The following is a 26,037-nucleotide window of genomic DNA, read 5'->3' on the forward strand; positions in this document are numbered from 1 at the left end:
TGTGGTGAGCCAGCTCATCACCTGTGCGACTCTGTCGCCCGAATCGTGGTGAGACCTAATTCGATCAGCCTCACCTGCGCGTTCGTCGTGAGCGGCCCACCGGTTTCACCAGGTCGACCGAATCGGGCGACAGAGTCGCACAGGTGTTGTCCTCTGCGTCGAGCATCGCTTCGACTGGCTCCAGCAGCCGAGTCAGCCCATCCGCCGGCCTGACACGCCCGCCTTCCGTTGGGTTGAGGAGAATTGTGGCTAAGATGCGCTTGCAGCGCTCAGGCGCTGATTTTTTGCAGCGTGGGCGGTGTCGGCGTGTAAATCGTGTCGGCATCGCCGCGCTGCGGTACAAATCTGCCGGTGCCGATAAATCATCCGTGCAGTTCACGCCGCTCGTTGGTACTCGTGGAGGGTTCCGCCGAGTCGGTCTCGTCGGCTGACTTCCAGGTGGGCGAGTTGGGCTTGTTGGGTGATGGGTGTGGGTAGCGGGCGGCAGGGGGCGGCTTGTTCCAGGGTTCTGTGCGGGCGGTGCTCGTTGTAGAAGGATTCGTACTCGCGCAGGGCGTGGAGGAGGTGGCTCTGGTGCCAGATCAGGGTCCGGTCCAGGAGTTCCCTGCGGCAGGTCTGTATCCAGCGCTCCATAAGTGAGTTCATCCGGGGTATCCGAATGCCGGTGGTGACGACCTTGAGACCGGCACCGGTCATCAGGGCGTCGAAGGCGGCTGTGAACTTGGAATCGCGGTCGCGGATGAGGAACTTCGCCTTGCTGCTCGCGTCCTTGAGGTCCATGAGGAGATTGCGTCCGAGCTGCACGATCCACTCCGCGGTGGGGTGTGCCGTGGCGCCGAGGACCCGGATGCGCCTGGTGGTGTGCTCGATGACGGCGAAGATGTACAGGCGCGCTCCGGTCAGCGTGCGGACTTCGAAGAGATCGCAGGCGAGAATGGCCTTGGCCTGGCTGCGGAGGAAGTCGGCCCAGGTCGTGCTCTGTCGTTCGGGTGCGGGTGGGATGCCGTGCTCGCGGAGTATCTCCCAGACCGTTGAGGCGGCGACCGTGATCCCCAGTGCTGCGAGTTCGCCGTGGATCCGGCGATATCCCCACGAGGAATTCTCCTTGGCCAGACGCAGGACCAGGGCACGGATCGACCGGAGGGTGCGGGGGCGTCCACGTCGACTGGGTACGCAGGTCGCGGCATGGCGCCGCCCGAGCAGCTCCCGATGCCAGCGCAACACCGTCGCGGGGCGGACCAGCAGCAGAAGGTGCCGCAATCTGTCTTTGGGGAGGTGGTGGAGCAGGCCGGCGAGGATGGCACGGTCGCTGTCGGTGAAGCTCGGCTTGCCGACCTGACGCTGCAGGACCAGCAGCTGGTGCCGGAGCATCAGGATCTCGACATCCTTCTCTTTGTCGCTTATCGGCAGGAGGCGTAGGAACGCCAGGGCGTTGGTCGCGGCGAGGTAGGCCAGGCGCAGCAGCACGACAGATCATGATGCCGCCCCGGCCCTTCGCGGGTGAAGCACTTGGGGCGAATGACAAGGAGAGCCGAAGATCCGTGATCAGGCTCCCGACCTGCGTGGATGATTTATCGGCACCCGCAGAGCTCGCATATGCGACCGTAGTCGGTCTCCTGCGGTCGAAGGTTGCGTTCACTTGAAAATAGTGTGCCAAACGGCAGTCGGCCCGGCCGTCACCGTGCGGTCGGGGGACGCCCCGGCGCTTGGGCTTGCGTCTTGAAACTGATCGGTTTACGGTGATAGAAACTGATCGGTTTCTCGCCGTGGGGGCGAGTTTGAAAAATAGACTCACTAGGGGATCGGATGAGTACCGCGCGCGACGCCGATCGGCAAAGGCCGGATTCGGAGCTTCCGGCGAAGCTGGCTGCGCACCCGTCGGTGCACGCCGTACTCGCCCGGCGCAGGGCTGGTGACGTCGCGAGCCCGCCGGCGGTGATCGACGCGGCCTGGCTGCGCGAACTATGCCTGGCGGCCGGTGCGGACGATGCGGCCGCGGTCAGCCTGGACCACCCCGACCTTGCCGGCGAGCGCGAGCACGCGCTGGCCGCGTTGCCCGGCACCCGCACCCTGATCGCGATGGCGGTCCGGATGAACCGCGACAACTGCCGCTCCCCGGCCCGCAGCGTGGCCAACCAGGAGTTCCACCAGACCGACGAGCAGGCCAACTACGCCGCCCGCAGCGTCACCCAGGCACTGCAGGACGCCGGCTACCGCGCGCTCAATCCGTCTGTCGGCTTCCCCCAGGAGATGGACCGCTTCCCCGGTGAGCGGATCTGGGTGGTGGCGCACAAGACGGTCGCGGTGGCCGCGGGGCTCGGCGTGATGGGCTTGCACCGCAACGTCATCCACCCGAAGTTCGGCAACTTCGTGCTGCTGGCCACCGTCCTGGTAAACGCCGAGGTGAGCGATTACGGGCAGGCGCTGGACTACAACCCCTGCATCGACTGCAAGCTGTGCGTCGCCGCCTGCCCGGTCGGCGCCATCAGCAAGGACGGGGCATTCGACGCGCTGGCCTGCACCACGCACAACTACCGTGAGTTCATGAGCGGGTTCACCGACTGGGCGCAGACGGTGGCCGACAGCGAGGACGCCGCCGACTACCGCTCCCGGGTCACGGATTCCGAGAGCGCATCCATGTGGCAGAGCCTGACCTCTCCCCCCGGCTACAAGTCTGGCTACTGCCTGGCCGTCTGCCCCGGCGGCGAGGACGTCCTGGGCCCCTACCTGGAGGACCGCAAGACCTTCATGGACATCGTGCTGCGACCGCTCCAGGAGAAGAAGGAAACCCTCTACGTCCTGCCGGGCTCACACGCGCAGGAATACGCCCAGCGCCGCTTCCCCCACAAGCCCGTCAAAGAAGTCGCCGGCGGCTGGCAGCCCCCGGCGAAACGCCCCTCATCCTCCTGACCGGGTGCACTGCGCCCGCACCCGTACTGGATCGCGAACGCCCTCGCTGTTGTCGGCGAACCCTGGAGCCTGCTCGTACTGCATGAGGTGTTCTTCGGTGTACGACGCTTACAAGTGCTCTGTACTCGCGCTCACGACGAACCCCTCACGTGCGAACGTTCCGAGGTCCGTTGGCCTGCAACGACGCCGTCCGGTCTCCTCCCGATGTCGCTGTGTTGTCCAGACCGGAGTAAGCCATGAATGGAATTCACCCCTTCCGCGTCCTGCGAGCCAAGCCGCTGTGGATCGCCAACGGCGTCATCACGGGTATCCTCGCGCTGCTGTTCACCGTGTTCTACGTCGGCGCCAACATCGATCCGGCCGATCACATGAAGAAGCTGCCCGTCGGTCTGGTCAACGCCGACACGGGGGCCGCTGTCGGTGGCAAGCAGGTCAACCTGGGGGCGCGGATCACCGAGTCGATCAAGAAGTCCACTACGAGCGGGGACAAGATCGACTGGAAGATGATGGACGAGAAGGAGGTGAAGGAGGAGCTCGGTGAGGGCAAGCTGTACGGCGCGCTCGTCGTGCCCGCCGACTTCACCTCCTCGACCACCGCACTGACCAGCACCGCAGGCACCAAGAGACCGGTTCGCCCGACGCTGACGGTGCTGACCAACCAGTCCGCCGGCAGCCTGGGCTCCAGCCTGGCTCGGGCGGCTTCGACTGCGGCGGCCGAGAGCGCCTCGCTCCAGGTGGGCAAGGAACTGACCGCGCAGAACGCGGCCGGGCAAGCGAAGCTGCCCGTCGCGGCGCGCGTCCTGCTCGCCGACCCGGCCGCCGTCACGGTTGAGGACGGGCATCCACTCGACTCGCACAGCGGTCTGGGCCTGACGGCGTTCTACTACGCGCTCGTCCTGGTGGTCTGCGGCATGCTCTCCGCCAATGTCATCAGTGGCCAGGTGGACCACGCCCTCGGCTACACCCACAACGACCTGGGCCCGCTGCGCCTGCACCGCCCGCTGATCCGGACGACCCGGGTGCAGACCCTCGCCATCAGCAGCACTCTGATGATCGGTCTTTCCCTGCTGATGGGAACCCTGGTCATGGTGGGCGCGGTCGGCATCATGGGGATGGACGCCTCCCATCTGCCGCTGCTGTGGCTGTACTCGGTGTGCGCCATCGCGGTCTCCGGGATCGGTGCGCTCACCCTCCTTGCCGTCTTCGGCACGCCCGGCATGCTGGTGGTCACGCTGGTCTTCATCGGGATGGCGGTGCCGACGGCTGGCGCCACCACCCCCATCGCGGCGCTGCCCGGGTTCTACCGCTTCCTCGCGGAGTTTGAGCCGCTGCGGCAGATCACCGGCGGTCTCCGTTCGATCCTCTACTACGACGCCCAGGCCGACGCGGGCCTGGCCCGGGGCTGGGTGATGATGGCCGTCGGCCTCGCGGTGGCCGCGCTGTTCGGCTTCGGCATGACCGGTTGGTACGACCGCAAGGGGTTGCACCGTATCCCGGTCGAGTCGAAGCCTGAGAAGACCGCCGTCCCGGCGTAGCGGAACGTCACCCCGGACGGGGCCCTTGTTCGGAGTGGCCCCGGTGTGTGTCGCCCCGTGGGGACGGGGGTGCGTACGCCATCAGGGCTCGGCGATGGTCTTTCCCTCAAAGTCACGCGGAGCCCCCTGGCGCAGTTCAGGTGTCCGCTCGGTTGTGCGCGGCGCCCGATATCGCCCCCGACACACCCTGGAAACCGATCGGTTTTTATTTCAACGGAATCGAGTTATCCTCCCAGTATGACCACCGAGGTGAAGCGAAGTTCCCGAGAGCGGCTGCTGGAGGCGGCGGCCGCGCTGACCTACCGAGATGGTGTCGGCATCGGTGTCGAGGCGCTGTGCAAGGCGGCGGGGGTGTCGAAGCGCTCCATGTACATGCTGTTCGACAGCAAGGAGGAACTGCTGGCGGCGAGCCTGGAGGAGCGCGCCTCTGCCTTCGTGGGGGGGCTCCTGCCTGCGGCGGACGATGGCCGTACATCCCGCGAGCGGATCCTGCACGTTTTCGAGAACGTGGAATCGCAGGCGGGTGCTCCCGAGTTCCGAGGCTGTCAGTACCTGGCGGTGCAGATCGAGCTCAAGGACCAGAGTCACCCTGCGAGCCAGGTGGCGCACCGGATCAAGGGAAACCTGACAGCCTTTTTCCGTGCCGAGGCCGAACAGGGTGGCGCGAGCGATCCGGAGCTGCTGGCCCGGCAGCTCAGCCTGGTCTTCGACGGCGCCAGTGCCCGTGCGGGGATCGGGGCCGACAACCTCACAGGGCTCATCGCGCCCACTGTGGTCACCTTGCTCGATGCGGCAGGCATGTGCTGACGCATCGACTCTTCGAGCAGGCTCGGTGACTGATGTGCTCTACGAGTGCGTGCCGGTCCCCTGCAGCCGGAGCAGCTCGCACGGCTTCACGCCTCCCGGCGCTCGGGAGGAAGCCCGAGAGCGGTAACGGTGTGGAAGCATGCTCTGTGCCAGGAAGGTCGTGGTCGCGTTGGCGTCGGCGCCCGGTGACGGGTGCACTGTTTCACAGAGCCTCATCCGGTCAGCCCGGAAGAGCTCGCTGATCTGGTCATCGCCCTGCACCTCGGCGGCTGCCGCGATGGCATATCCCGGCGCGTAAGCATTCGCGTTGAACAGAGGCTCTGCTCGCAGCACTTCCACCCCTTCGTCCGCGCACTCGAAAGCCAGGCGGGGGTGTTCCATACTCCAGTAGGCGCCGCGGAGCTCCGCACCGTACGGCGCCGGCTCAGGCGTGGACGCCTCTGGCCCCGACGACGGCCGAACGCGGACTCTCTGCCGGTGGATCAACCCGGCGACGCGGCCCGCGATCAGTCCCCCTCGAGCTTGTGCTTGGAAACCGATCGGTTTACGCTTGGAAAAACCGATCGGTTTCTCAATGGTTTCGGGAGTCCATGATGACGGCAAATCGGCCGGTGGCACTCGTGACGGGTGCGTCATCCGGCATCGGGAAGGCGGCCGCGCTCGCGCTGGTCGAAGCGGGTTTCGACGTGGTCGGCACAAGCCGCGACGCTTCGCGCGTCACCCCGCTCGACGGAGTAACCTTCCTCGACCTGGACGTGGCCAGTGACAAGTCGGTCACTGCCGCGGTCCAGCAGGTTGTCGACTGGTTCGGGCGGATTGACGTCCTGGTCAACAGCGCCGGTATCGGCTTGACGGGTGCGGCCGAGGAAAACTCCGTCGCGCAGGCCAAGGGCGTCTTCGACATCAACGTCTTCGGCGTCATGCGCATGGTGAAGGAGGTGCTGCCGCACATGCGAGCCCGGGGAGGCGGACGCATCATCAACCTCTCCTCCATCTTCGGGATCATCCCGGCGCCGTACCTGGCTGCCTACGCCGCGTCCAAGCACGCGGTCGAGGGATACTCCGAGTCCTTGGACCACGAGGTCCGGGAATACGGCGTGCGGGCCCTTCTCGTCGAGCCTGGCGGGACCAACACCGGGTTCGAGGCGAACAGTACGCAGCCCGACACGCCCCTGCAGGTCTACGACAAGCAGCGTCGCATCGCCGCTCAGGTGATCGCCACGGCCGTCAGGGACGGCGACGACCCGGCCACCGTCGCCAAGGCGATCGTGGCCGCAGCGACGGATACCAAGCCGAAGTTGCGGTACACCACCGGCCCGATGGCCGGGCGCATCAGCACGCTGCGCCGCATCGTTCCCTCCCGGATCTTCTACACCCAGATCCGCAAGTACAACCGGCTGGCCCGCTGACGCCCGCCCGCACCCAAGCACACCCACGAGAAAAAGACGCACACAGAGCGGCACATGGCGGAGATCCGGATCGAGTTTGATGTTCCGGCGGAGATGCGTGACGGCACGGTGCTGCGGGCGGATGTCTACCGGCCTGGCGGTACGGGGCCGTGGCCGGTGCTGCTGAGCCGGCTGCCGTACGGCAAGCAGAGGCCCATGATGGCCGTCATGCTCGATCCCCTGGCGGCGGCCCGGCGCGACTTCAAGGTTGTCATACAGGACACCCGTGGCCGGTTCGCCTCCGGACGGGGAGTGGGAGCCGTGGACGTACGAGGAGAGCGACGGTTACGACACCGTACGGTGGGCCGCTGCCCTGTCTGGCTCCAAGGGCTCCGTCGGCATGTGCGGCGGCAGCTACTTCGGCAACACTCAGTGGATGGGGGCGCTGTCGAAGCCGCCGGAGCTGAAGGCGATAGCGCCGTTGATCACGTGGTCCGATCCGGACGACGGCCTGTGGTGCGATCGAGCTCGGCATCACCGCGCCCTGGTCCCTCATGCAGGGCGCCGACGCCCTGATGCGCCGTCACCGCACCGACCTCGACGGCCTCATGAGCGGCATCACCGGGCTCCTGCGGGATCTGGACGGCCTGGCGAGCGGCGGTTACGGGGAGCTGCCCGCCGGGCGGTTTCCCGCGTTCGCCCGGCACGACCTTCCCGAGGTGGGCTACGAGCGTTCCCGGCGGGAGCCCGGCTGGGCGCGGTCCTGCCGCGTCGCGGGCCGGCACGAGGAGGTCGACCTGCCCACCTTCCAGCTCGGCGGCTGGTATCACATCTTCTGCCAGGGCACGCTCGACAACTTCACCGCCATGCACCGCGCCAGCCGGTCCGCCACGCTGATCATGGGCCCGTGGACCCATACCAACTGGCGGCACGTGGTCGGTGACTTCAACTTCGGGTTCGGCGCGAAATCCGAATGGGGATCAACCAGTGGCGCGAAGAGACGGAATGGCCCCTGCCGCGCGCGGTGGACACGGACTTCCACCTGCGTGTGCACGGACGCCTGACCCTTGAGTCGCCGTCCACCGCCGAGCAGCCCGAGGAGTTCAGCTACGACCCCATGGATCCGGTGCTCACCACCGGCGGCGCGCTCCTGATGTCCGACGAGTTCCGTCCCGGGCCGCTCGACCAGGCGGCCGTGGAGGCGCGCGAGGACGTCCTGGTCTTCACCGCCGAACCGCTCGCCGAGGACGTTGAGGTGACCGGCCGCATCCGGGCGGTGCTTTTCGCCGCCACGGACCGGCCCTCGACCGACTGGGTGGTACGCCTGTGTGACGTCGACCAGACGGGCGTCTCCCGCAATGTGGCCGACGGCATCCTGCGGGTGCGGGCGACACCGGGCGAGCCGGCCGAGCACGTCGTGAACCTGTGGTCGACCAGCATCGTCTTCCGCGCGGGTCACCGGATACGGGTCCAGGTCACATCCAGCAACTTCCCGCGCTGGGACCGCAACCTCAACACGGGCGGACCCGAGGAGAGCGCCATCACGGCCCGGGAGGCCCGGCAGCAGGTCTTCCGCCACGTTGCCCGGCCGTCCCGCATCGTCCTGCCGATGGTTCCGGCCCCATAAGAGCGCAGCAAGCGCCGACACCGCGCAATGGATGGGCAGAGACACCCGATCATGCACCACCTCTCGGCCGTCAGATGGCGCATGAGCCAACTGCGGATCACCAGCCCACGCCGACCCAGCGTCCGACTGACCGCCCCAAGGAACCAGACAGGGCCCCTATGGCCACCGACCGTGTCCCGCCAGCCGTCACCCCGTGTCGCAAAAGAACCGACCGCCCGACCATGAGGGGAGCGACGAGGCGGGGACAGTTCAGGCACGGCACCGCGCCTACATGTGGGCCGATCCCCAGCCGACTGCCGAAGCCACGCAGCAACTGAGCGGCCTGGAGGTCCTGCGGGGGATCAGCGCGGAAAAGCTGCCACGACCTCCGGCTCTGGACACCTTGGCGATCGACCCGTCGAAGTCGAACCAGGACGCGTCGTGTTCGAAATGACGCCGCCGCGGAATGGCACTACAACCCACTCGGCACCGTCCACGGCGGTGTGCTGGCAGCCCTCGCGGACACCGCACGGGGCTGCTCCGTCCACAGCCGTCGGCCCGCTGGAACCGGCTACACCGCGCAGGGCCTCAACATCGGCTTCCTGCACCCGGTCACCATCAGCACGGGCCGAATCCGCTGCGAAGCCACCGCCCTCAGCATCGGCCGGCGCACCGCCTGCGCCACAACCACCATCACCGACCTGACCGGCAGGCTGCTCAGCCACGCCACCACCACCTGCCTGGTCTTCCCGACCGGCGGCAAGCGGTCCGCCCTGACCGATCATCCCCCTGCCCACACCACCTGACTCGCGGCCGTCCGTTCCGCGCGGCGGAACGCGCCTGGCGGTCTCGCTGCCAGGGGACGGCAGCGACGGTCAGTTCGGCTCGGGGCTGCTCGTCGGAATGTGTCTGCCGGGTCCGATCGGCGACGGTGGCGGCTATGCCGTAGACGATGACGCGGGCGGTTGCGTCGCCGCCCGGTGATGGCGTCGGTGAGGTCCTCCAGCCCCGGCAAGCGGGTGCTGCGCATCGTGGGACAGGTCGCGCTCGTGGTCGTGGTCGCAGATCGGCTGTCAGCTGAGGCTGAGGATGGCATCGAGGTGTTGACCGGACTACCGAGCGACGCGCCGGGCCACGGCGCATCCCCCAGTCGGTCTAGTCGATAGATGTTGCGCATCCCGAACGAGCAAGGAGCGCAGCAAAGTTGGACGAATTCTCGCGTGATGTCCGATCGATTCGCCTGCCTCGGTGGGGGTATGTGGCCGCGAACCCGGGCGTGGTGCCGTGGCTGGTCTTCGATGAGGAGGGGCGGGCTGTCGAACCGGTACGCCGGTACCTGATCGATTTCGTCGCCCGGTACAACCGGCCCGGCAGCGTCCGCAGCTACGCATTCGACCTGCTGCGGTGGTGGCGGTGGCTGCGGGTGGTCGATGTTCCCTGGAACCAGGCCACTCCTGCCGAAGGGCGGGACTTCGCGTTGTGGCTGGGGGCGACAGTCAAGGTCCCCAGCGCCGCGCGGACGGTATCCACCGCGACGGCGGGCACCATCAACCCGATCACCAAGAAGCCCTACCTGGACGACAGCTACAAGCCCCGCACCATCCGGCACAGCAACGCTGTGATCCGCAGCTTCTACACCTTCTGGATCGAGACCGGCGACGGCCCGCTGATCAACCCGGTGCCGCTGGCGCGCTCCGAGCGCCGCCATCCCCACGCCCACCACAATCCGCTCGATCCGTATCGGGGCGAGGGCCGACTCCGATACAACCCGAAGGTCCCACGCCGCCGGCCCCGGCAGATGTCCGACGAGCGGTGGAACGAGTTGTTCGCCGCGCTCCGCTCCAACCGAGACCGGGCGATCGTCGCGCTCGCCATCAGCAACGGCGCCCGCGCCTCGGAACTCCTGGGCATGAAGGGGGTCGACGTGGACTGGGGCGACCAGCTCGTGCGTGTGGTGCGCAAGGGCGCCCTGACCGAGCAGTGGCTGCCCGCAAGCCCGGAGGCGTTCATCTGGGTCCGGCTCTACCAGAGCGAGGGCACGCCGCTGGACCCGCAGGCCCCGCTGTGGTGGACCCTGCGCCGACGTGACCGCGGGGCGGGTCTGATCTATCAGCCGATGAACTACGAGGCCCTGCGGGCGGTGTTCCGCCGAGCGAACGCCTTGCTGGAGACGAACTGGTCCATGCACGACCTGCGGCACACCGCTGCCCTGCGCATGGCCCGCGACAAGCGTCTTTCGCTGCGTGACGTGCAGACCATCCTTGGACACGCGCACCTGAGCACCACTGCCGACATCTACCTGGTTGAGGACGAAGAGCAGGTGATCGCACGCGTCCAGGAGTACCTCGCCGACGTGAAGGAACGTGCCGCCCTTCCGCCGCCCTCGCCGGCCACCGGCTACGAGGCGAGCGACCTGGACGTGCTGTTCGGCGGTGAGCTGGCATGACCCGGCAAGGATCGCGGCGGGCCAACTCCGTCCGGCTGGCGGGAACCGGACCGGTTCCGCCGCGGCCGTTGTTCGTCGACCACGAACTGAAAGCCGATGAGGGACGTGTCGGGCCCCACGATCACCTGACCCGCGCCGAAGTGCTCGCGCTGCTGCCCACCTCTCCGTCCTGGCCGTCCCGCGATTCCAAAGCGGACCGGGACCGGGGGCACATGCGGCTGCTGAACGCGGCCAAGATCCTTGACTGGCTCGCGGCTCATCCCGGCGATGGGTGGCAGGAACGCTGGCGGGCGGCCGGCGCCGACAGCGGGAAGGAGTTCGTACTCGCCGCCGTGCTGGGCGACGACCAGAGTGAGTCCCAGCGCAACGGGCTGGTGGCGGGGCTCAACTGCCTGATGATGAGTCGGATCGTCCTGCCGGGATACGCCTTTCTGCGCGGCTACAAGGCATTGCGGCTGTTCAAGGACGTCCAGCAGATGTTTCCCGACGGGGACCTGGACACCATGCGCGATCATGGCGCCGGGCTAGGCATGACGCCCCGACACGTCGATGAAGGCTTGCGCCTGATCTCCGCGATGGTCCTGCACACCGGCCGCGACCTGCATGAATTGACCGCCGAGGACCTCTTCCACATCCGGGCCCTAGGACGCCGACTGCGAGGTGAGGCGTTCATCGGGACCCACACTGCCTGGGAACTGCTGCGAGGCATCGGCGTCATCCAGTCCAAGGAGACCCTCAAAGACGCTCTGCGATTTGGCCAGCGGCCGACGGCCGAACTGGTCGACTCCTACAACATCCAATCCACTGCGATCCGGAACGTGTTGGTGCGGTATCTCGACGAACGCCGTCCCGGTGTCGACTACGGCAGTTTCCGCGGACTGGTACGGGAGCTGGTCGGTGTCTTCTGGGCGGACATCGAGGCCCACCATCCCGGCATCGATACACTCCGGCTCCCCGACGACGTCGTAGACGGCTGGAAACAGCGACTCGTGACCTACGTCCACAGCAAGAGCGGGGAGGTCAAGGAGCGACGGGGCCGCACCGCCGTGATGATGCGCGTCCGGGGCTTCTACCTCGATATCCAGGAATGGGCACACGAGGACCCGTTCTGGGCACAGTGGGCCGTCCCTAGCTCCATCACCCGGGGCGATGGAGCCGGGAACCACAAGATCTACAAGCAGACCACCGCACGCATGCACCAGCGGGTGCGTGAGCGGCTCCCTCACCTCCCGCTGCTGATCCAGACGGCCGAGCGAGTACACCGTGAGGCCGCCGCCCTGCTGGAGATCGCTTGCGCCACCCCGCTCAACGGGGTCTTCGAGCACGACGGGACGAGTTACATGCGGGAGTTGCTGAAGGTGAACCAGGTGCCCAGCCGGCTGGACCACGGCTCGCCGCACGTCTACATCAGGCCGGTCGGTGCCACCGGCCGCCGGATCAACCAGAGCCTCGTGGAAGACGACGCCTTCTGGTCCTGGGCGGTCATCGAGACCTTGCGCCACACCGGAGTGCGAGCGGAGGAACTGACGGAACTGACGCATCTGGCGCTGGTCTCCTACCGACTGCCTGAGACCGGAGAAGTCGTTCCGCTGCTTCAGATCGTTCCGTCCAAGAGCAACGAGGAACGGCTCCTACTGGTCAGCCCCGAACTCGCCAGCGTCCTGGCCACCATCATCAAACGCCTTCGCGACGCCAACGGCGGCAAGATCCCGCTCGTTGCCCGCTACGACTCCCACGAGCGCGTTACCGGCCCGCTGCTGCCCCACCTCTTCCAACGACGGCCCTACTGGCAGCCGCAGGTCATGAGCGAGGCCGCGGTCAAGCACAGACTCGATCGAACGCTGGAAGCCACCGGCCTGCGCGACCAAGCAGGCCAGCCGCTGAACTACACACCGCACGACTTCCGCAGGATGTTCGCCACCGAGGCGGTCACCGGCGGGCTGCCCGTCCACATCGCCGCCCGCATCCTCGGACACAAGACGCTGACCACCACTCAGGCATACCTTGCGGTCTTCCAGGACGACCTCGTGCGGACCTACCGCGGCTTCCTCGACCGGCGCCGGGCTGATCGACCGCAGGACGAGTACCGCGAGCCCACCGAGCAGGAGTGGCACGACTTCCAGCAGCACTTCGAGTTGCGGAAGGTGTCACTGGGCACCTGCGGCCGGCCCTACGGCACCCCCTGCAAGCACGAACACGCCTGCATCCGCTGCCCAGTCCTCCAAATTGACCCCCGTCAGCGATCCCGTCTCATCGAGATCATCCAGAACCTTCGCGAGCGCATTCGCGAGGCCCGCGCCAACGGCTGGCTCGGAGAAGTCGAAGGGCTCAAGGTCAGCCTCGATGCTGCGATGGCCAAGCTCAATAGCCTCAAGCGCACTCCCACCGATGGCCGACCGCAACTGGTCGACCTCGGCATGCCCGTCGTCACCGACTCGCCAGGCCCTCCCACGCCGCCAGGAGGGCAGATTGATCCTGCCGACTCCTGATCGCATCGAGGAAGAGGAAGTCGCGAGCGGCTCCGCGACTTGGTCGCCGCCCGCAACTTCCTCGACCTGACGGCTTCCACCCTCATGTCCAGGAGGTCGTTACGAGTGCAAGGCCGAGCACTTCGTTGCTTTCGCTGACATTGCCGCAGCCGTCATCTGCTATCGCTACCTTGCCGACTGATCAACCGGTGCAAGCTCGTTCCCTTCGTCGGGCAGGGCAGACAAGGGGGCCGGGCCGGTAGCCAGGGCGGTGCGGCGGGCGAGGTCGGGCAGGACGGTGGCCAGGCCGACCAGCGCCAAGGCAGCGCCGAGCCAGAGCGGAGCGCGCAGGCCCCAGGTTTCGATCACCAAAGCGCCGATGGAGGAACCGAGGATGATGCCGAGGGTGATGAAGGAGGAGTGCACGGTGTTGACCAGGGGGCCTGCGTTGCCGGTGCGCTGGACGCGGGTCACCATGGCCGGGTTCATGGTGACACCGACCAGGCCGATGCCCATCATGCAGATGACGGCCGGGGCGGGCACGTCGGCGAGAAGTGCGAAGCCGGTCAGGAACACCGTATTGAGGACGAGGCCGACGGCGAGCACCGGGACGGTGTGACCGTCTGCGAAGCGGCCGACGACGTTGTTGCCGATGACGGTGGCGGCGCCGTAGGCGACGAGAAGCAGGGGGACGGTGCCGGTGGGAAAGCCGGTGACGTCGGTGAGGATGGGGTTGAAGTAACTGAAGGCGGAGAAGGTGGCGCCGATGATCAGTGTGCTGCTGGACAGCACCAGCCACATCTTGGGCTTCTTGAAGACGCCGACCTCCTGGCGCAAGCCGCCGCCCTCCGCGCGTTCGATGCGGGGCACGCCGAACAGGGTGGTCCCGGCCGCGACCACGGTGATCAGGGTGATGGCCCAGAACGCGGCGCGCCAGCCGAAGCGCTCGCCGACCAGAGTGGAGATGGGCAGCCCGAGCAGGGTGCCGAGCATGAGGCCGTTCATCATGACGGCGATCGCGCGGCCACGGATCTCGGGGCGGGTGATCTGGGCGCACATCGAGATGCCCACACCGAAGAACGCCTGGGAGGCGATGCCGGTAATGATCCGCGCGGCCATCATCGTGCCGTAGCCGGTCGCGGTGGCGGCCAGTACGTTGCCGACGAGGAAGATGACGAACAGCACCATCAGTGCCGTCCGTGGTGGGAACTTCATCAGGGCCACGGTCAGGAACGGGCCGCCGGCGGCCATGGCCACCGCGAAGGCGGTGATGAGGTAGCCGATCTGAGGGATGGTCGCGTCCAGTCCTTCGGCCATCTGCGGCATCAGCCCGGCGACCACGAACTCACTGGTCACCATGGCGAAGATGCCGAGTGCCAGGACGTATACGGCACGAGGCACGGTTTGATCTCCTTCGCGGTCAGTTATGTATTGAACGGTCCAAAATTTGAGCAGGCGTGGACGCGGCCCCGGTTGCGTACGTCGTCAGCCGGTGAGTGCGTCCATGGTGATTTCGGCGATCGACTCCAGTGCGGCCCGGTCGGCACCGCCCTGACTGGAGATGCGCATGCCGCCGATCGCCGCGTTGACGAAGCGGGCAAGCGCTCCGGCGTCGCGGGGGGAGGTGATGCTGCCCTCCCGCTGTCCCTCCTGGAGCACCGCGCGCAGTGCCGTCAGTCGACGCCGTGTGTCGCGGTCCAGCATTTCCGCTGCCTGCGGGTCCCGGGCGACCAGCTCGACCGTGGTGTTCACGGTCAGACAGCCGAGGCCACGTCCGCCCGTCCGATGTTCCGTCTCCGTCTCGCCGTCGACGACCATGGCGAACAGGGTGCGCAGCCGGTCAGCGGCGCTGTGCCGGGTGTCCTCCAGGACGGCCAGCTGGGCGGTCGTCATGGAGTCGATGTAGCGGGCCAGTACACGCTCGAAGAGGTCGTGCTTGCTCTTGAACGTGTTGTAGATGCTGCTGCGTCCCAGCCCTGTGGCGTCACACAGGTCCTGTGTGGAGGTGGCCTCGTAGCCCTTCTCCCAGAACGTGCGCATCGCCGCATCCAGGGCACCTTCCTCATCGAATGTCCTCGGTCGGGCCATGGCGCGACCTTAGCCGTTTTGGATCGTTCGTTGCAATACTCTTTTGGAAGCCCACTCTTACCGCGATCTTGAAGCCTTGCTGGTGTGGCCGGTGCTGGAGGAGCACATCTGGCCATCGCCCCAAGGCTGTCCGTGACAACCGCACCGACTGCCGCTTACCGCCGAACGCAACAGCGCGTAGTCCGGAAAAGACCAGTAGGTCTGGCTGCTGCTCCTGCAGGAAGTGACCGGCGTCGGGCACCGTCACATGGTCCCGCCCCTGCGCACCTGGGACGCGGGCCTGGAAGATCCGCTCGAATGCGAGCGTGACGTCTTCGTGTTCGGCGAAGGCGGTGAGGAAGGGCTTTTCGAAGGCTGCCAGCCCGGCCCAGGCGCGGCGCAGCATCGAGGCGGGTGGGTCTGTGACGTCGAGCGGTACGAGCCGCGGGAACTGCCGGGCTCCGGCGAAGTGCCGCTCGGACGGGAAGGGAGCGTCGCAGGCAGCCGCGTCCTCCTCGGTGAGGACGTGGGCCGTCTGGTTGAGGGCGCTGTCGGGGCTGCCGACGGCCCACGAGGCGGTCAGGTTGGGCGACTCGGACTGCTCCCGCCAGTGCAGGAATGCGCTGGCTGCAGGCGCGAACTGCTCCGGGGTGAACGCGGCCATGACGTCCGGGGCGGCCAGGCCGGTGTTGGCGGCGACCACGGCCGCAAACCGGTCGGGTGTGAGCCCGACGTGCACAAGGAAGATGAACCCACCCCAGTCCTGACCGAACAGGGTGATGTCCGCGAGATCGAGCTGGTCCAGCCAGGCACCGGTCCAGGCGACGTGAGACTCGTAGGTGTACGCGGCCGGGTCGACCGGCTTGTCGGAGCGGCCGAATCCAATCAGGTCGGGAACCAGGACACGTCGGCCGGATGCCACCAAGCCGGGGATCATCTTGCGGTAGAGATAGCCCCAGGTCGGCTCACCATGAGCGAGGACCACGACCGGGCCGTCGGGCGGCCCCTCGTCGATGTAGTGCATGCGCAGGCCCTCACCGACCGTGGCGTACCGAGGCTTATACGGCCAATGGGCGAGGCCGTCGAAGCGCTCGTCAGGTGTTCGTTCGATGTCCATGCCGACGCAGCGTACACCGATCGGTTTCCTGCTGGGCTGGGCGCATTCGCGGAACAGCGCGGGCCGTTCTCGCCGGTCACCGGGCCTCGGTGGCGGCGTCGGTGCTGCGGCTCCCCCTTGCGGTCATGCGGTCGGGTCCTCCCCCTGTGTCGGTGCCGGCGCTTTCGGTCACTTGGCCATCACCAGCAGGAGTTCACCCCTGGACTGCGGCCCAGGCGCGTAGCTGAGGGACGCATGCTCTGGGGGCCTGCGCTACTCATGGGTGGTGTCGGGGGCTGTTGCCCGCACGACAGCCCCAGCGGTGGACGCCTCGGCCAGCCGGCCGGGCGTCGGCCCCGGCTTACTTGCCAGTGTCCCTTGCCGGTGGAGGAACTACTGCTCGTCGAGGACTCCGGGGGTCTCGTGCAGGACAACGCTCTGCTCAAGCGGGACTCGTCCCATGCGGAAGCTGTTCGCTGGTGCGGCCGGGTCGGCTGTGCCGAAGGAGATGCCGAACAGGAGCTTGAGCTCCTCGGGAACGCCCAGGAACTCGCGGACGGTGTCGGCGTAGAACCCGAGCATGGTCTGCGGAATGCCGTCGAGTCCCCGGGCCGTCAGCGAGAGCAGGAAGTTCTGCGCATACATGCCGATGTCACCGGCTGCCCGCACCCCGTCGCCGAACGCCGGCGTGAAGAGAAAGGCGACATGGGGTGCGCCGAAAAAATTCAGGTTCTCGCGGGCCGCTGCTTTCCTGGCTACCCGGTCCGAGCGGGGTATCTCCAGAGCCTGGTAGAGGGTCGCGGCATGGTTGTGCGCCCGGTCGAGGTAGGCGCCCTCGCCGAAGTCGGCGTAGTCGAAGGTGAAATCGTAGGAGAAACGCCCCTCCTCATCGGCCTGGAGCAGTCCCTTGCTCAGGGCGTCCCGCGCCGCGCCCGAGACGACATGCACCGTCCACGGCTGGGTGTTGCAGTTCGACGGGGCAGTTTGGGCATCTTCCAGCACGCCGCGGATGTCCGCCGGGGACAGCGGGGCGGGCAGGAACTTCCGAACGGAGCGCCGGGACCGCACGAGGTCGGTGAAGAGCGAAGCCGTGGTGGGCAAAACCATTTCTCTCAAGTGGGCTCAGTTCGCGTGATCGCGGCTGTGCCTCATGGGGTTAGTTGTGGCAAGGGGTGGCAGCGCCGGGTGTGTCAGCGGTGGACGGAGCGGTTGAGCTCGACGACCTCCTCCAGCGTGGGCGCGGTTGTAAAGGCGGCGAAGCGCTCCATCATGCGGTCACGGCTGAGCGGGGCCTTGGTCCGCTCGGCCGCCTCCAGGGCCGGTACCAGGTCCTCAAGGCTCAGCTCGGTGCAGTAGGCGGGCGTCATCGGCTGCTGGCGCCAGGAGTCGGCCAGCACCCCGGCATCGAAGGGATCGAAGCCACTTTCGTCCACCAGGCGCATGCCCACGCGCCGTGCCTCATCGGAGTCGGCGGCGACCGGGAGCGCAATGCGCCCGGGGGTTCCCGCCGGAACGCCCTTGGTCTGCAAGGCCCCGGGAGTTCTCCACCTGAACGTCGTGTCCGCCTGCGCTGAACGTGCGCGTCAACGTCTTCCCGATCACTCCCGTACCTATAACACCAATTCTCAAGATTTGCCCCTCTCGAAGTTACGCCACCCCGGGGGCGACGCCGAAGTGTGATGACTGTGCGGGGGAACGCCGCCGCCGGGACTTCCCGGCGGCTCCAGGGGTGTTCCGGCAGCCCGCTGTGAGGTGAGCGGCTGGTGGTCTACTCCTCGTTGTCCCGGTCGCGGTATCCGCTTTCGATGAGTGCGCGGAGACGGTCGAGCGACTCCTCGTCGGTGGCGCCGGTGCCTCTGATCCAGGCAACGGAAACGGCCGCGAGGAACAGGTCGTACCCCTCCACCGACGGGCGCGCTTGCCCCGAGAGCTGCGCGGCCCGCACGTACTCGTCTGTGGTGGCGATGAGGGTGTCGCAGGGCAGGGTGAGCGGGTTGCCTGGTTCCTGCTCCCTGGCCGCGGCCATGAGCGGTTCCGGCAGTCCGCTGAAGGCGCTGAAGTACTCCTCCATGGCCCGCAGCCACTGCCGCAGCGCCTCGGAGGCGTCGCCGAGCTGAGCGATGTCCGCCCGGCGGGCCACCAGTTCCTCGGAGCGCGTCTGCAACACGGCTGCCAGCAGCGCCTCCCGGGTGGGGAAGTGCCGGTACAGCGTGGCAGGCCCTACACCCGCCTCCTTGGCCACTGCCTCCAGGGAGGCGCTGACGCCATACCTCAGGAAGTGACGCTGCGCCGCTTCCAGGAGGGCCGCACGGTTGCGCTGGACGTCCGCACGGGGCCTGCGCCCCTGCTGTCCCCTGGCGCTCATATGTCCTCCTGCCTCATACGATCCTGCGACACCGAAAAAACGGAGGCTGACTCCGCGCGAAGTTGAGCATAAAACGGAGGCGGCATCCGGTCAATTCGACCCTCGCCTGGACCGCAGCCAGGCCTTGCCGATCAGTGCTGGCGGGCTCGCGGCGCTCTGGATCCGGCGGTTGCCGATCGGCGTCGCGTGCGGTGGTGCTCTGACCTCCTTGGATCAGTTCTCAAACCCAGATAGCGCCGGTGGTTCGAAGGCGAGGCTCGACTGACTTGCATGGCGAAACCGATCGGTTTACGGTAGAGGAAACCGATCGGTTTCTACTTCTGGAGGCAGTCGTGACGGCAGTCAAGGGCGCCACCGTCTTCGTCACCGGAGGCGGCCGCGGTATCGGCAAGGAGCTGGTCGAGGAGCTCTACGCGCGCGGTGCCGGCAAGGTCTACGCCACGGCCCGTGACCCGCGCACGGTGAAGCACTCCCATGCCGTTCCGGTGGCGCTCGAGGTCACCGACCCGGTGTCCGTGGCGGCAGCCGCCAAGCAGGCCCAGGACGTCACCATCCTGATCAACAACGCCGGCGCCTCGGTCGGCGCTTCGTACCTCGACTCCGCGATGGAGGACGTGCGCCGGGACCTGGAGACCAACTTCTACGGGCCGCTGCTGGTCACCCGGGCTTTCGTTCCGATCATCGAGCGCAACGGCGGGGGCCACATCCTCAACGTCCACTCCGCCCTGTCCTGGCTGGCTGACGGCACGCCCTACAGCGCATCCAAGGCCGCCCTGTGGTCGCAGACCAATTCTTTGCGCCTGGAGTTGCAGCCGCGCGGCATTGCGGTGACCGGGCTCCACGTGGCCTATGTGAACACGGACATGACGTCGGGTATCGACGCGCCCAAGGCCGATCCCCGCGACGTCGCCGTGGCCGCGCTCGACGGGATCGAGGCGGGGGCACACGAGGTGCTGGCCGACGACACCACCCGCTGGGTCAAGTTGCAACTGGCTGCTGATCTGGAAGTCATGTACGCGCAGTTGAACCAGTAGCACGCACTTACCGATTCAAAGGAAATCCTTGTGGAAGGTTCGCTCACCCACCGCTTCGTCGACGTGAACGGGGTCAGGCTGCACATCGCCGAGCAGGGGCAGGGGCCGCTGGTCCTGCTGCTGCACGGCTGGCCGGAGAGCTGGTACTCCTGGCGTCACCAGTTCGGGGCGCTGGCGGCGGCCGGGTACCGGGTCGTTGCCCCGGACCAGCGCGGCTACGCTCGCAGCGAGCAGCCGCCGGACGTCACCTCGTACACGCTGCTCCACCTCGTCGGCGACATGATCGCCCTCATCGAGGAGCTCGGGGAGGAGCAGGCGGTCATCGTGGGTCACGACTGGGGCGCACCCGTTGCCTGGACCGCGGCGATGCTGCGCCCGGACAAGGTCCGCGCGGTGGCCGGGCTCAGCATTCCGCCCATTCTGCCCGGCGGGATGGTCCCGCCCTCGATCACCCGCACCCAGTACGGCGAGGGCTTCTACCAGGTCTACTTCCAGCAGTTGGGAGTCGCTGACGCAGAGCTCGCCAAGGACATCCCGGACTCCTTCCGCCGCCTCCTGGTCGGTGCCTCGGGCGACAACCCGCTCGGCAAGGAACCCCGCCCGTTGGTCATACCCGACGGACTGGGCCTCCTGGACACCATGCCGGAGTCGCCCGCTCTCCCGGCCTGGCTGACGGAGGAGGACATCCAGGTATACGCCGAGGACTTCGCCCTGCACGGCGAGCAGGCCTTCACTGGAGCCTTCAACTGGTACCGGAACATCGAACGCAACAACGAACTGCTCGCGCCTTTCCGGGGGCGTGGGATCGACGTCCCCGCGCTGTACGTGGTGGGAGACCGTGACATGGTCACCGCATTGCGTGGCCCGGAGGAGGGCAGCCCGCTGAGCGCTCTTTTGCGTGGTCAGGGCGGGTCGGGCAACATGCTGAGCGCTCTCGCGCCACGACTGCACGACCCGGTGGTCCTACCGGGATGCGGGCACTGGACACAGCAGGAGCGTCCCGCCGAGGTCAACGCCGCACTCCTCGACTTCCTCGCCCGCATCGATGGCTCGGTGCTCCGATGACTCTACGCACCGAGACCCTGGTCTACTACCGCGGCATGGACGCCACGTTCAAGAACGGTTTCGAGCGGACCTTCGTACCCTCGTGCAGGACACTTCCTGCACCTGAGCAGCCCAAGAGGTCGCCGACCACACCCTGGGCTTTGTGAATAGCTGACCCACCCCAACCAGACAGAGGACACACTGATGCCAGAGCGCAACCCTATCCTGATCACCGGTGCCGCCGGCGAAATCGGTGGTGTGAGCCGAACGATGGTCGACATGCTGGTTGAACAAGGGCATCCGGTGCGCGCGTTCGTGCGCCAGGACGACGAACGCGCGCACTCACTCCGCCAGGCAGGGGCCGAGGTCTTCGTCGGTGACCTGCTCAACATCGCCGACGTGACCGCCGCGTTGAAGGGCTGCCGCCGCATCTACTTCAGCATGAGCCTGTCGCCGTACTACACCGACGCCGTCAGCCTGATGGCCGCGGCGGCGCGGGCTCAGGGCGACATCGAGGTCTTCGTCAACATTTCCGAGTACGAACAGTCCTTCATGACGTTCGAGAAGATGACAGCGCCAGAGGAGGAGCGGCGTTCATGGCTCGGTGGACTCGTCACGCAGTGGTCGCCGCAGCAACGGGCTCACTGGGTCGCCGAGCAGGTGCTGGAGTGGTCCGGCCTCCCGACCGTCAACGTGCGGGCGGCCATGTTCGTCGAGAACCCCCTCCTGACCTGGCTGGCGCTGGGCCCGCTGAGCAACGGTGAACTGCGCCTGCCCTTCGGCCACCACCGGCTCGCGCCCATCGCGGGTTACGACGTGGCGGAGCTGTGCGTGAAGATCCTGGTCGACCCGGCGCCGCACATCTCGAAGTCCTACGATCTCACCGGTCCGGAACTGAAGGACATGCACGGGTTCGCGGAGGACTTCGGGGCCGCGCTGGGACGCCAGGTCGTCTATGTTCCCGTAGAGGTCGAAACCTGGAACGAGACCTACGTGGACAGCGCCATGGCCGCGTTTCCGCATATTGCGGAGCACCTGAAGACCCTGACCCGGCTGATGGGCGGCGGGGGGTACCGCGGCGTCACCGACCAGCTGGAGACCCTGCTCGGGCGCCCGCCGAAGACCGTGCGGTGGGCGCTGGAGAACCATCCGCGGATCCGGAAGCTGGCGTCTGCCTGAGCCGCAGTCCCTCACGCCGCCGGAAATGGCGCGGTCGCGGCCCTGAACGCCGAGCGCTACCTGGCCTGCCGGAGGCCCAGTCGGAATTCGCAGCCGCCCCGGATCATGGGCCTAGTTGAGGCTGCGGTCTTGGCGTAGCCCGTCCAGCGTCAGGCCCTTGGGCAGGACATTGCGGAGCGTGCCGATGTTGACGGCTGGGCGGTCGGGGTTGACTGCGCTCTTCTGGCTAATTAGCAGGTGGGGGTTGGTCAAGGTGGGGCACCGGTGGTGGCGGTGGGTCATCCAGTCGGCGGCGAGCTGGTGGCTGAGTTGCTTGTGGTAGAGCGTGTGCAGCAGGAGACCACGGCGCGCTTCGAGGGGGCCGCGGGAGAGGTCGAGGCCCTGGGTCTGCAGGGCGGTGATCTCGTGTCCGGGCAGCGCCTGGATGGCGACCGGCGCGATGACGAGGTGCCCGAACGGGGGCCTGGCCTGGTCGAGCAGCCCGGCCAACTTGGAAAATGCTCGAGTTTGGCAGGTCGACGAAGCGCGGGCGCTCACCCCTATTTCGTGGTCCCGGAGCACACGGCAGCTGCCAGGGCCGTGCTGGGACCGGAGCGAGCAGGCGGTCGTCCTCGGTACCGATCCTGACCGGGCCCGTGCGATCGCCCGCGACTACGCCCACTTCTATCTCGGCTTTCCGAGCTATCGCAACGAGCTGAAGAAACACGGCTTCGTCGACGCCGACTTCGAGGACGGCGGCACCAACCTGTGCGACTCTGTCGCCCGATTCGGTCCACCAGGCGAAACCGGTAGGTCGATGACGATGAACGCGCAGGTGATGATCGAATCGGGCCTCAATGCGAATCGGGCGACGGAGTCGTACAGGTTGACGGTGCCTGAGGCGCGGTTCCGGTGTTGAGTACCGGCTGGGGGACCGTAGCGCGAGCGGCACAGGCTGGCTCCTGCAGACCACAGGGTTCGGCAGGCTGAGCGGCCTCGGCTTTGGGCGGGGCCGCAAAGATCCTTGCATACGCGCCTGCTCATCGCTGGGGACCGCGGTCATTGCCCTGTGAGCCCGGCGTGCGTCGTCCGGCTACGGTGGCAGTCGTTACTACTTGCGGACGGGCAGGTTGACGTCGCCGACGCTGATGTGGCCCCAGCCGCCCGTTGCCTGGTCGACGACCTCGACGTATATCCGCTCACCGATGTGGGCGGACAGGTCGAAGACGACCCGGCGGTACTGCTCGACGCCGCGACCGGTTGCCTTGGCCAGCACCTTGCCGTCGCTGGTGCGGACGACCGCCGCGTAGAGCCGGTCGGGGTCGTTGCCGCCGGCTACAAGGAGATCGATCATGCCGTCTCCGCCGAGGACCACGGTGGTGGAGCGGAGCACCCCGGTGGCGTCGTCGCCGCCCGCGTTCGGGTTGAAGCCCCACAGGTGGTGGCCGGCTGGGTCGTCCTCCGTCTCGGCCTGATAGAAAGGTCCGCCCCAGCCCCAGTCGGTGCTGGTGGTCACGTTGGCGTTGCTGAAGGTGGTGCCCGAAACGACGGTCCACCCGGTGAGGTCCCCGGTGGCGAAGTCGTGGTTGGGAAGGGCATCGACGTCCGTCGGGCGCGGTGGATCATATGCGGCGGGGGCGACCGGTGTGTCGTAGGCGCCGTTCATTCGCCAGACGTCCAGCTCCAGGACTCGGGCGGCACCTCCCTCGGCGGTCAGCCGTAGGCTGGTGGCGTCTTTTCTGGTGGGGTAGACGCGGCTGGTGAGGCTGTTGGCCCCGTTGACGTACGCCTCGAGCATCGAGCGGTCGAGCAGGACCCTCAACCTCAGGCGCCCCCGGTCGAGTTCCACGGTCCCCCCATGGACGCCCTTGCGTACATCCGGGTCGAGGCTGGAGTTGCTGCGGTCGATGGAGAAACGCCGCTTGGTCGTGTCGTAGGAGAGCAGTGTCTCCTCGCTTCCGTCGGCGCTGGCCCGGATGGCCAGAGTGATGGTCGTCGCGTCGCGCGGCTCGATGACGGCCTCGATGTCCAGCATGTCGCCGGAGACGTCGGCGAGCCTGCGGTTCGCTTCCTCCACCGAGACCTGGCGGATCGTGACAAGTCTCCGGCCCCGCAGGCCGGCCGCCTCGGCGATCGGTTCGACACCGAGGGTTCCGTCCTGGCGCAGAGACACGCTGACGGGCATCCCGGCGTTGTGTGCCCAGCCGGCCTGGGCGTGCTGCTGTTCGCTGCGGCGGTCCTGGGTGATGCTGAAGAGCACGGAGCGGCCGTCGGGGGTGACGAAGCCTGACGGGCCGGTGAAGTGCTCGCCGAAGTCGAACTCGCGGGGCTTTTCGTGGTCGGGCACGAAGCGGCACTCGCGTTTGTCGAAGGTGCCGATCCAGTAGTACGTGTGCTTGACGGCGTTCGGGTTGAACGCCTCCCACCAGGGGCTCACCAGCAGGATGTGTTTGCCGCTGCGCTGCCCCTTGGGGCCGGGGAGCGGGAGGAGAACCGGCAACTCCCACACCTCGCCGGGCTCGGCCATCGTGGCGAGATCGTTCCAGTGCAGCGGGCCGCGGTACGTCCAGGGGCCTTCGGGCCTGCGGGCGGTATGGACGAGCGCGGTACCGCCGTATTTCTTGGTGACCTGCGTGCCGTCGTAGTCGACGATTCCGCTGCCGGTCAGCTGGTACCAGACGCCGTCCTCCTCCCAGACGAAGGGGTCGCGGAAGTTCTCCGCCCACGCGGTGCCGGGGCCGGCCGGGAGACCTGCGGGGGCTTCGGTGACCGGCTCGGACTTCATCGTCCACGTGGGCAGGTCCGTGTCGCCGTCGGTCGGGTAGTCGGAGACGGCGAGCCCGGTGCGCTGGCGGTAGGGCAGCCGGTCGTCGCCTCCAGTGAAGAAGAGCACCGGCCCTCGGTCGCCGTCGACGTATGCCGAGCCCGACCAGCAGCCGTCCGGCGCGATCGAGTCCGCGGCGGGCGCGAGGGCTATGGGAAGGTCCCGCCAGTGCACCATGTCGGTGCTGACCGCGTGCCCCCAGTGGATCTGACCCCAGTAGGGGCCGAACGGATCGTGCTGGTAGAAGATGTGGTACTTGCCCTTGAAGTACACGGGCGCGTGCGGCTCGTTCATCCAGTGCCAGGGCGGCAGCAGGTGGAACTGGGGGCGGTGCCGGTCGCCGTCGTAACAGGCCCGCTGCTGGACCAGGTCCGGCCGGGGCACGCGACCGCCGGGAAGAGCCGCGATCGTGTCGGCGTGTTCTTGCTGCGCCGTCGTATCGTCCAGGGTGCCCGGGCGGATCACGAGGCTGTCCATCAGCCCGATGTACATGTTGGCGTGGAACTCGCCGTTCAGCAGCGTGGACCGGTTGTGCCGACCGATGAGCAGCGGTTCGCCCAGGGCCGGCACGGGGGCCTTGTCCGGGGTGCCGGCGGTGCCGATCAGACGGCCGTCACGGTAGACGCGCAACTGTCGGGCGGCCGGGTCATGGGTGGCCGCGACATGCGTCCACCTGCCCTTGGCGGCCGGCTTGTCCGCGGCTCCCTTGACCTCGATCACGTCCGTTCCGAAGCCGAGTTGGAAGACGATCTGCCCGAAGCGGCGCAGCCCGAGCAGGAATCCGCTCTTCGCGTCCGGGTCGTGCTGGTTGACCAGCGCCTGGGGCTTGCCGTCGATGCCGTGCTCGTACGCGTACGGCGCGATCCACACGTCAAGGGTCATGCCGTCGGCGGGGTCGAGCTTGCCGGGGCTCTCGGCGGTGACGACGGTGGAGTAGCCGTCGAAGTACAGCGCCCGGCCGCGCACCCCGCGGCGCCGTACGGGATCGCTGTCGGGCTTGTAGCGGGCGTCGGTGAAGACGTAGCCGATGGGGTCGGCGGAGCCGGAGACCGCCTCACGGGTGACTGTGCCAGCGCGCTCGTCGAAGTCCCAGCGGGAGGTGGCGCTTTGAGGGTGGCGCCGTTCCTTGGCGGCGGCGGGAACGGGAGCGAACGAGAGTGGGACGACGGCGCCGCCGATGGCGGCGGACACGACACTGAGGGCTGTTCTTCTCCTCATGGCTGGCTCCTGGGTGGCGCGGCAGGCCTGACGCTCTGCCAAATCGGTTTAAGCGGGTGGCTCGGCATCGT

The 26,037-nt window shown here is 67.5% G+C and carries 23 protein-coding genes and 2 pseudogenes; 15 read left to right on the forward strand and 10 right to left on the reverse strand.

Annotated elements, in window-relative coordinates:
- Positions 1–375: 375 nt before the first annotated feature.
- The gene (locus ACWY4P_RS44970; RefSeq protein ID WP_456206594.1) at positions 376–1,467 is read right to left on the reverse strand and encodes an integrase core domain-containing protein; all 1,092 of its coding nucleotides are present in this window, start codon (positions 1,465–1,467) and stop codon (positions 376–378) included.
- Positions 1,468–1,806: 339 nt separating this feature from the next.
- Between ACWY4P_RS44970 and ACWY4P_RS44975 the strand changes: the two genes are divergently transcribed.
- The 11 genes and pseudogenes from ACWY4P_RS44975 (at position 1,807) to ACWY4P_RS45025 (ending at position 13,181) form a co-directional block, all read left to right on the forward strand.
- A complete protein-coding gene (locus tag ACWY4P_RS44975; protein WP_456206596.1) occupies positions 1,807–2,910 on the forward strand; it encodes a 4Fe-4S binding protein in 1,104 nt (367 codons plus the stop codon).
- A 236-nt stretch (positions 2,911–3,146) separates the two neighbouring features.
- Positions 3,147–4,445 carry a DUF3533 domain-containing protein gene (locus tag ACWY4P_RS44980; RefSeq protein ID WP_456206597.1) on the forward strand — a complete coding sequence of 433 codons (1,299 nt, stop codon included), beginning with the start codon at positions 3,147–3,149 and terminating at the stop codon, positions 4,443–4,445.
- A gap of 237 nt (positions 4,446–4,682) precedes the next feature.
- Entirely contained in the window at positions 4,683–5,252 is a 570-nt protein-coding gene (locus ACWY4P_RS44985) for a TetR/AcrR family transcriptional regulator (RefSeq protein WP_456206598.1), read from the forward strand.
- 590 nt (positions 5,253–5,842) lie between these two features.
- Positions 5,843–6,661: an oxidoreductase gene (locus ACWY4P_RS44990; RefSeq protein ID WP_456213270.1), complete on the forward strand. Its 819-nt coding sequence runs from the start codon at positions 5,843–5,845 to the stop codon at positions 6,659–6,661.
- A gap of 93 nt (positions 6,662–6,754) precedes the next feature.
- A pseudogene (locus ACWY4P_RS44995) lies at positions 6,755–6,883 on the forward strand (CocE/NonD family hydrolase); the annotation flags it as partial.
- A gap of 43 nt (positions 6,884–6,926) precedes the next feature.
- Positions 6,927–7,106, forward strand: a pseudogene (locus tag ACWY4P_RS45000) (CocE/NonD family hydrolase); the annotation flags it as partial.
- An 88-nt stretch (positions 7,107–7,194) separates the two neighbouring features.
- Entirely contained in the window at positions 7,195–7,704 is a 510-nt protein-coding gene (locus ACWY4P_RS45005; RefSeq protein WP_456206599.1) for a CocE/NonD family hydrolase, read from the forward strand.
- A complete protein-coding gene (locus ACWY4P_RS45010) occupies positions 7,614–8,267 on the forward strand; it encodes a CocE/NonD family hydrolase (protein WP_456206601.1) in 654 nt (217 codons plus the stop codon). The genes ACWY4P_RS45005 and ACWY4P_RS45010 overlap by 91 nt, the downstream gene beginning before the upstream one ends.
- 482 nt (positions 8,268–8,749) lie before the next feature.
- Positions 8,750–9,052 carry a PaaI family thioesterase gene (locus ACWY4P_RS45015; protein ID WP_456206603.1) on the forward strand — a complete coding sequence of 101 codons (303 nt, stop codon included), beginning with the start codon at positions 8,750–8,752 and terminating at the stop codon, positions 9,050–9,052.
- A 452-nt stretch (positions 9,053–9,504) separates the two neighbouring features.
- Positions 9,505–10,692: a tyrosine-type recombinase/integrase gene (locus tag ACWY4P_RS45020; RefSeq protein ID WP_456206604.1), complete on the forward strand. Its 1,188-nt coding sequence runs from the start codon at positions 9,505–9,507 to the stop codon at positions 10,690–10,692.
- The gene (locus tag ACWY4P_RS45025) at positions 10,689–13,181 is read left to right on the forward strand and encodes a tyrosine-type recombinase/integrase (RefSeq protein WP_456206606.1); all 2,493 of its coding nucleotides are present in this window, start codon (positions 10,689–10,691) and stop codon (positions 13,179–13,181) included. The genes ACWY4P_RS45020 and ACWY4P_RS45025 overlap by 4 nt, the downstream gene beginning before the upstream one ends.
- Before the next feature lie 165 nt (positions 13,182–13,346).
- On the opposite strand, the gene ACWY4P_RS45030 is transcribed toward ACWY4P_RS45025, so the two are convergent.
- The 7 genes from ACWY4P_RS45030 to ACWY4P_RS45060 all read right to left on the reverse strand — a co-directional run bounded on the left by ACWY4P_RS45030 (position 13,347) and on the right by ACWY4P_RS45060 (position 18,688).
- Complete coding sequence (locus ACWY4P_RS45030) at positions 13,347–14,561, reverse strand: MFS transporter (protein ID WP_456206607.1); 1,215 nt, start codon at positions 14,559–14,561, stop codon at positions 13,347–13,349.
- A gap of 84 nt (positions 14,562–14,645) precedes the next feature.
- Complete coding sequence (locus ACWY4P_RS45035; protein ID WP_456206609.1) at positions 14,646–15,248, reverse strand: TetR/AcrR family transcriptional regulator; 603 nt, start codon at positions 15,246–15,248, stop codon at positions 14,646–14,648.
- Complete coding sequence (locus ACWY4P_RS45040; protein WP_456206611.1) at positions 15,223–16,344, reverse strand: haloalkane dehalogenase; 1,122 nt, start codon at positions 16,342–16,344, stop codon at positions 15,223–15,225. The genes ACWY4P_RS45035 and ACWY4P_RS45040 overlap by 26 nt, the downstream gene beginning before the upstream one ends.
- A gap of 372 nt (positions 16,345–16,716) precedes the next feature.
- The gene (locus ACWY4P_RS45045) at positions 16,717–17,424 is read right to left on the reverse strand and encodes a nitroreductase (RefSeq protein WP_456206613.1); all 708 of its coding nucleotides are present in this window, start codon (positions 17,422–17,424) and stop codon (positions 16,717–16,719) included.
- 89 nt (positions 17,425–17,513) lie between these two features.
- Positions 17,514–17,771 carry a hypothetical protein gene (locus tag ACWY4P_RS45050; protein ID WP_456206614.1) on the reverse strand — a complete coding sequence of 86 codons (258 nt, stop codon included), beginning with the start codon at positions 17,769–17,771 and terminating at the stop codon, positions 17,514–17,516.
- A gap of 10 nt (positions 17,772–17,781) precedes the next feature.
- Complete coding sequence (locus tag ACWY4P_RS45055; RefSeq protein WP_456206616.1) at positions 17,782–17,925, reverse strand: hypothetical protein; 144 nt, start codon at positions 17,923–17,925, stop codon at positions 17,782–17,784.
- Between the two features lie 166 nt (positions 17,926–18,091).
- A complete protein-coding gene (locus tag ACWY4P_RS45060) occupies positions 18,092–18,688 on the reverse strand; it encodes a TetR/AcrR family transcriptional regulator (RefSeq protein WP_456206618.1) in 597 nt (198 codons plus the stop codon).
- A 332-nt stretch (positions 18,689–19,020) separates the two neighbouring features.
- Between ACWY4P_RS45060 and ACWY4P_RS45065 the strand changes: the two genes are divergently transcribed.
- The 3 genes from ACWY4P_RS45065 to ACWY4P_RS45075 all read left to right on the forward strand — a co-directional run bounded on the left by ACWY4P_RS45065 (position 19,021) and on the right by ACWY4P_RS45075 (position 21,945).
- Complete coding sequence (locus ACWY4P_RS45065; RefSeq protein WP_456206620.1) at positions 19,021–19,722, forward strand: SDR family oxidoreductase; 702 nt, start codon at positions 19,021–19,023, stop codon at positions 19,720–19,722.
- Between the two features lie 30 nt (positions 19,723–19,752).
- A complete protein-coding gene (locus ACWY4P_RS45070) occupies positions 19,753–20,787 on the forward strand; it encodes an alpha/beta fold hydrolase (RefSeq protein WP_456206621.1) in 1,035 nt (344 codons plus the stop codon).
- 183 nt (positions 20,788–20,970) lie between these two features.
- Complete coding sequence (locus tag ACWY4P_RS45075; RefSeq protein WP_456206623.1) at positions 20,971–21,945, forward strand: NmrA family NAD(P)-binding protein; 975 nt, start codon at positions 20,971–20,973, stop codon at positions 21,943–21,945.
- 111 nt (positions 21,946–22,056) lie between these two features.
- Here the strand turns inward: ACWY4P_RS45075 and ACWY4P_RS45080 are convergent, their stop codons facing one another.
- The gene (locus ACWY4P_RS45080) at positions 22,057–22,434 is read right to left on the reverse strand and encodes a hypothetical protein (protein WP_456206625.1); all 378 of its coding nucleotides are present in this window, start codon (positions 22,432–22,434) and stop codon (positions 22,057–22,059) included.
- A gap of 1 nt (position 22,435) precedes the next feature.
- Between ACWY4P_RS45080 and ACWY4P_RS45085 the strand changes: the two genes are divergently transcribed.
- Positions 22,436–22,843 (forward strand): hypothetical protein, encoded by a 408-nt coding sequence (locus tag ACWY4P_RS45085; protein WP_456206627.1) that lies wholly within the window; start codon positions 22,436–22,438, stop codon positions 22,841–22,843.
- A gap of 192 nt (positions 22,844–23,035) precedes the next feature.
- On the opposite strand, the gene ACWY4P_RS45090 is transcribed toward ACWY4P_RS45085, so the two are convergent.
- Positions 23,036–25,966 carry a GH32 C-terminal domain-containing protein gene (locus ACWY4P_RS45090; RefSeq protein WP_456206628.1) on the reverse strand — a complete coding sequence of 977 codons (2,931 nt, stop codon included), beginning with the start codon at positions 25,964–25,966 and terminating at the stop codon, positions 23,036–23,038.
- Positions 25,967–26,037: the final 71 nt, after the last annotated feature.

It is taken from the genome of Streptomyces sp. LZ34 (genome assembly GCF_053890475.1).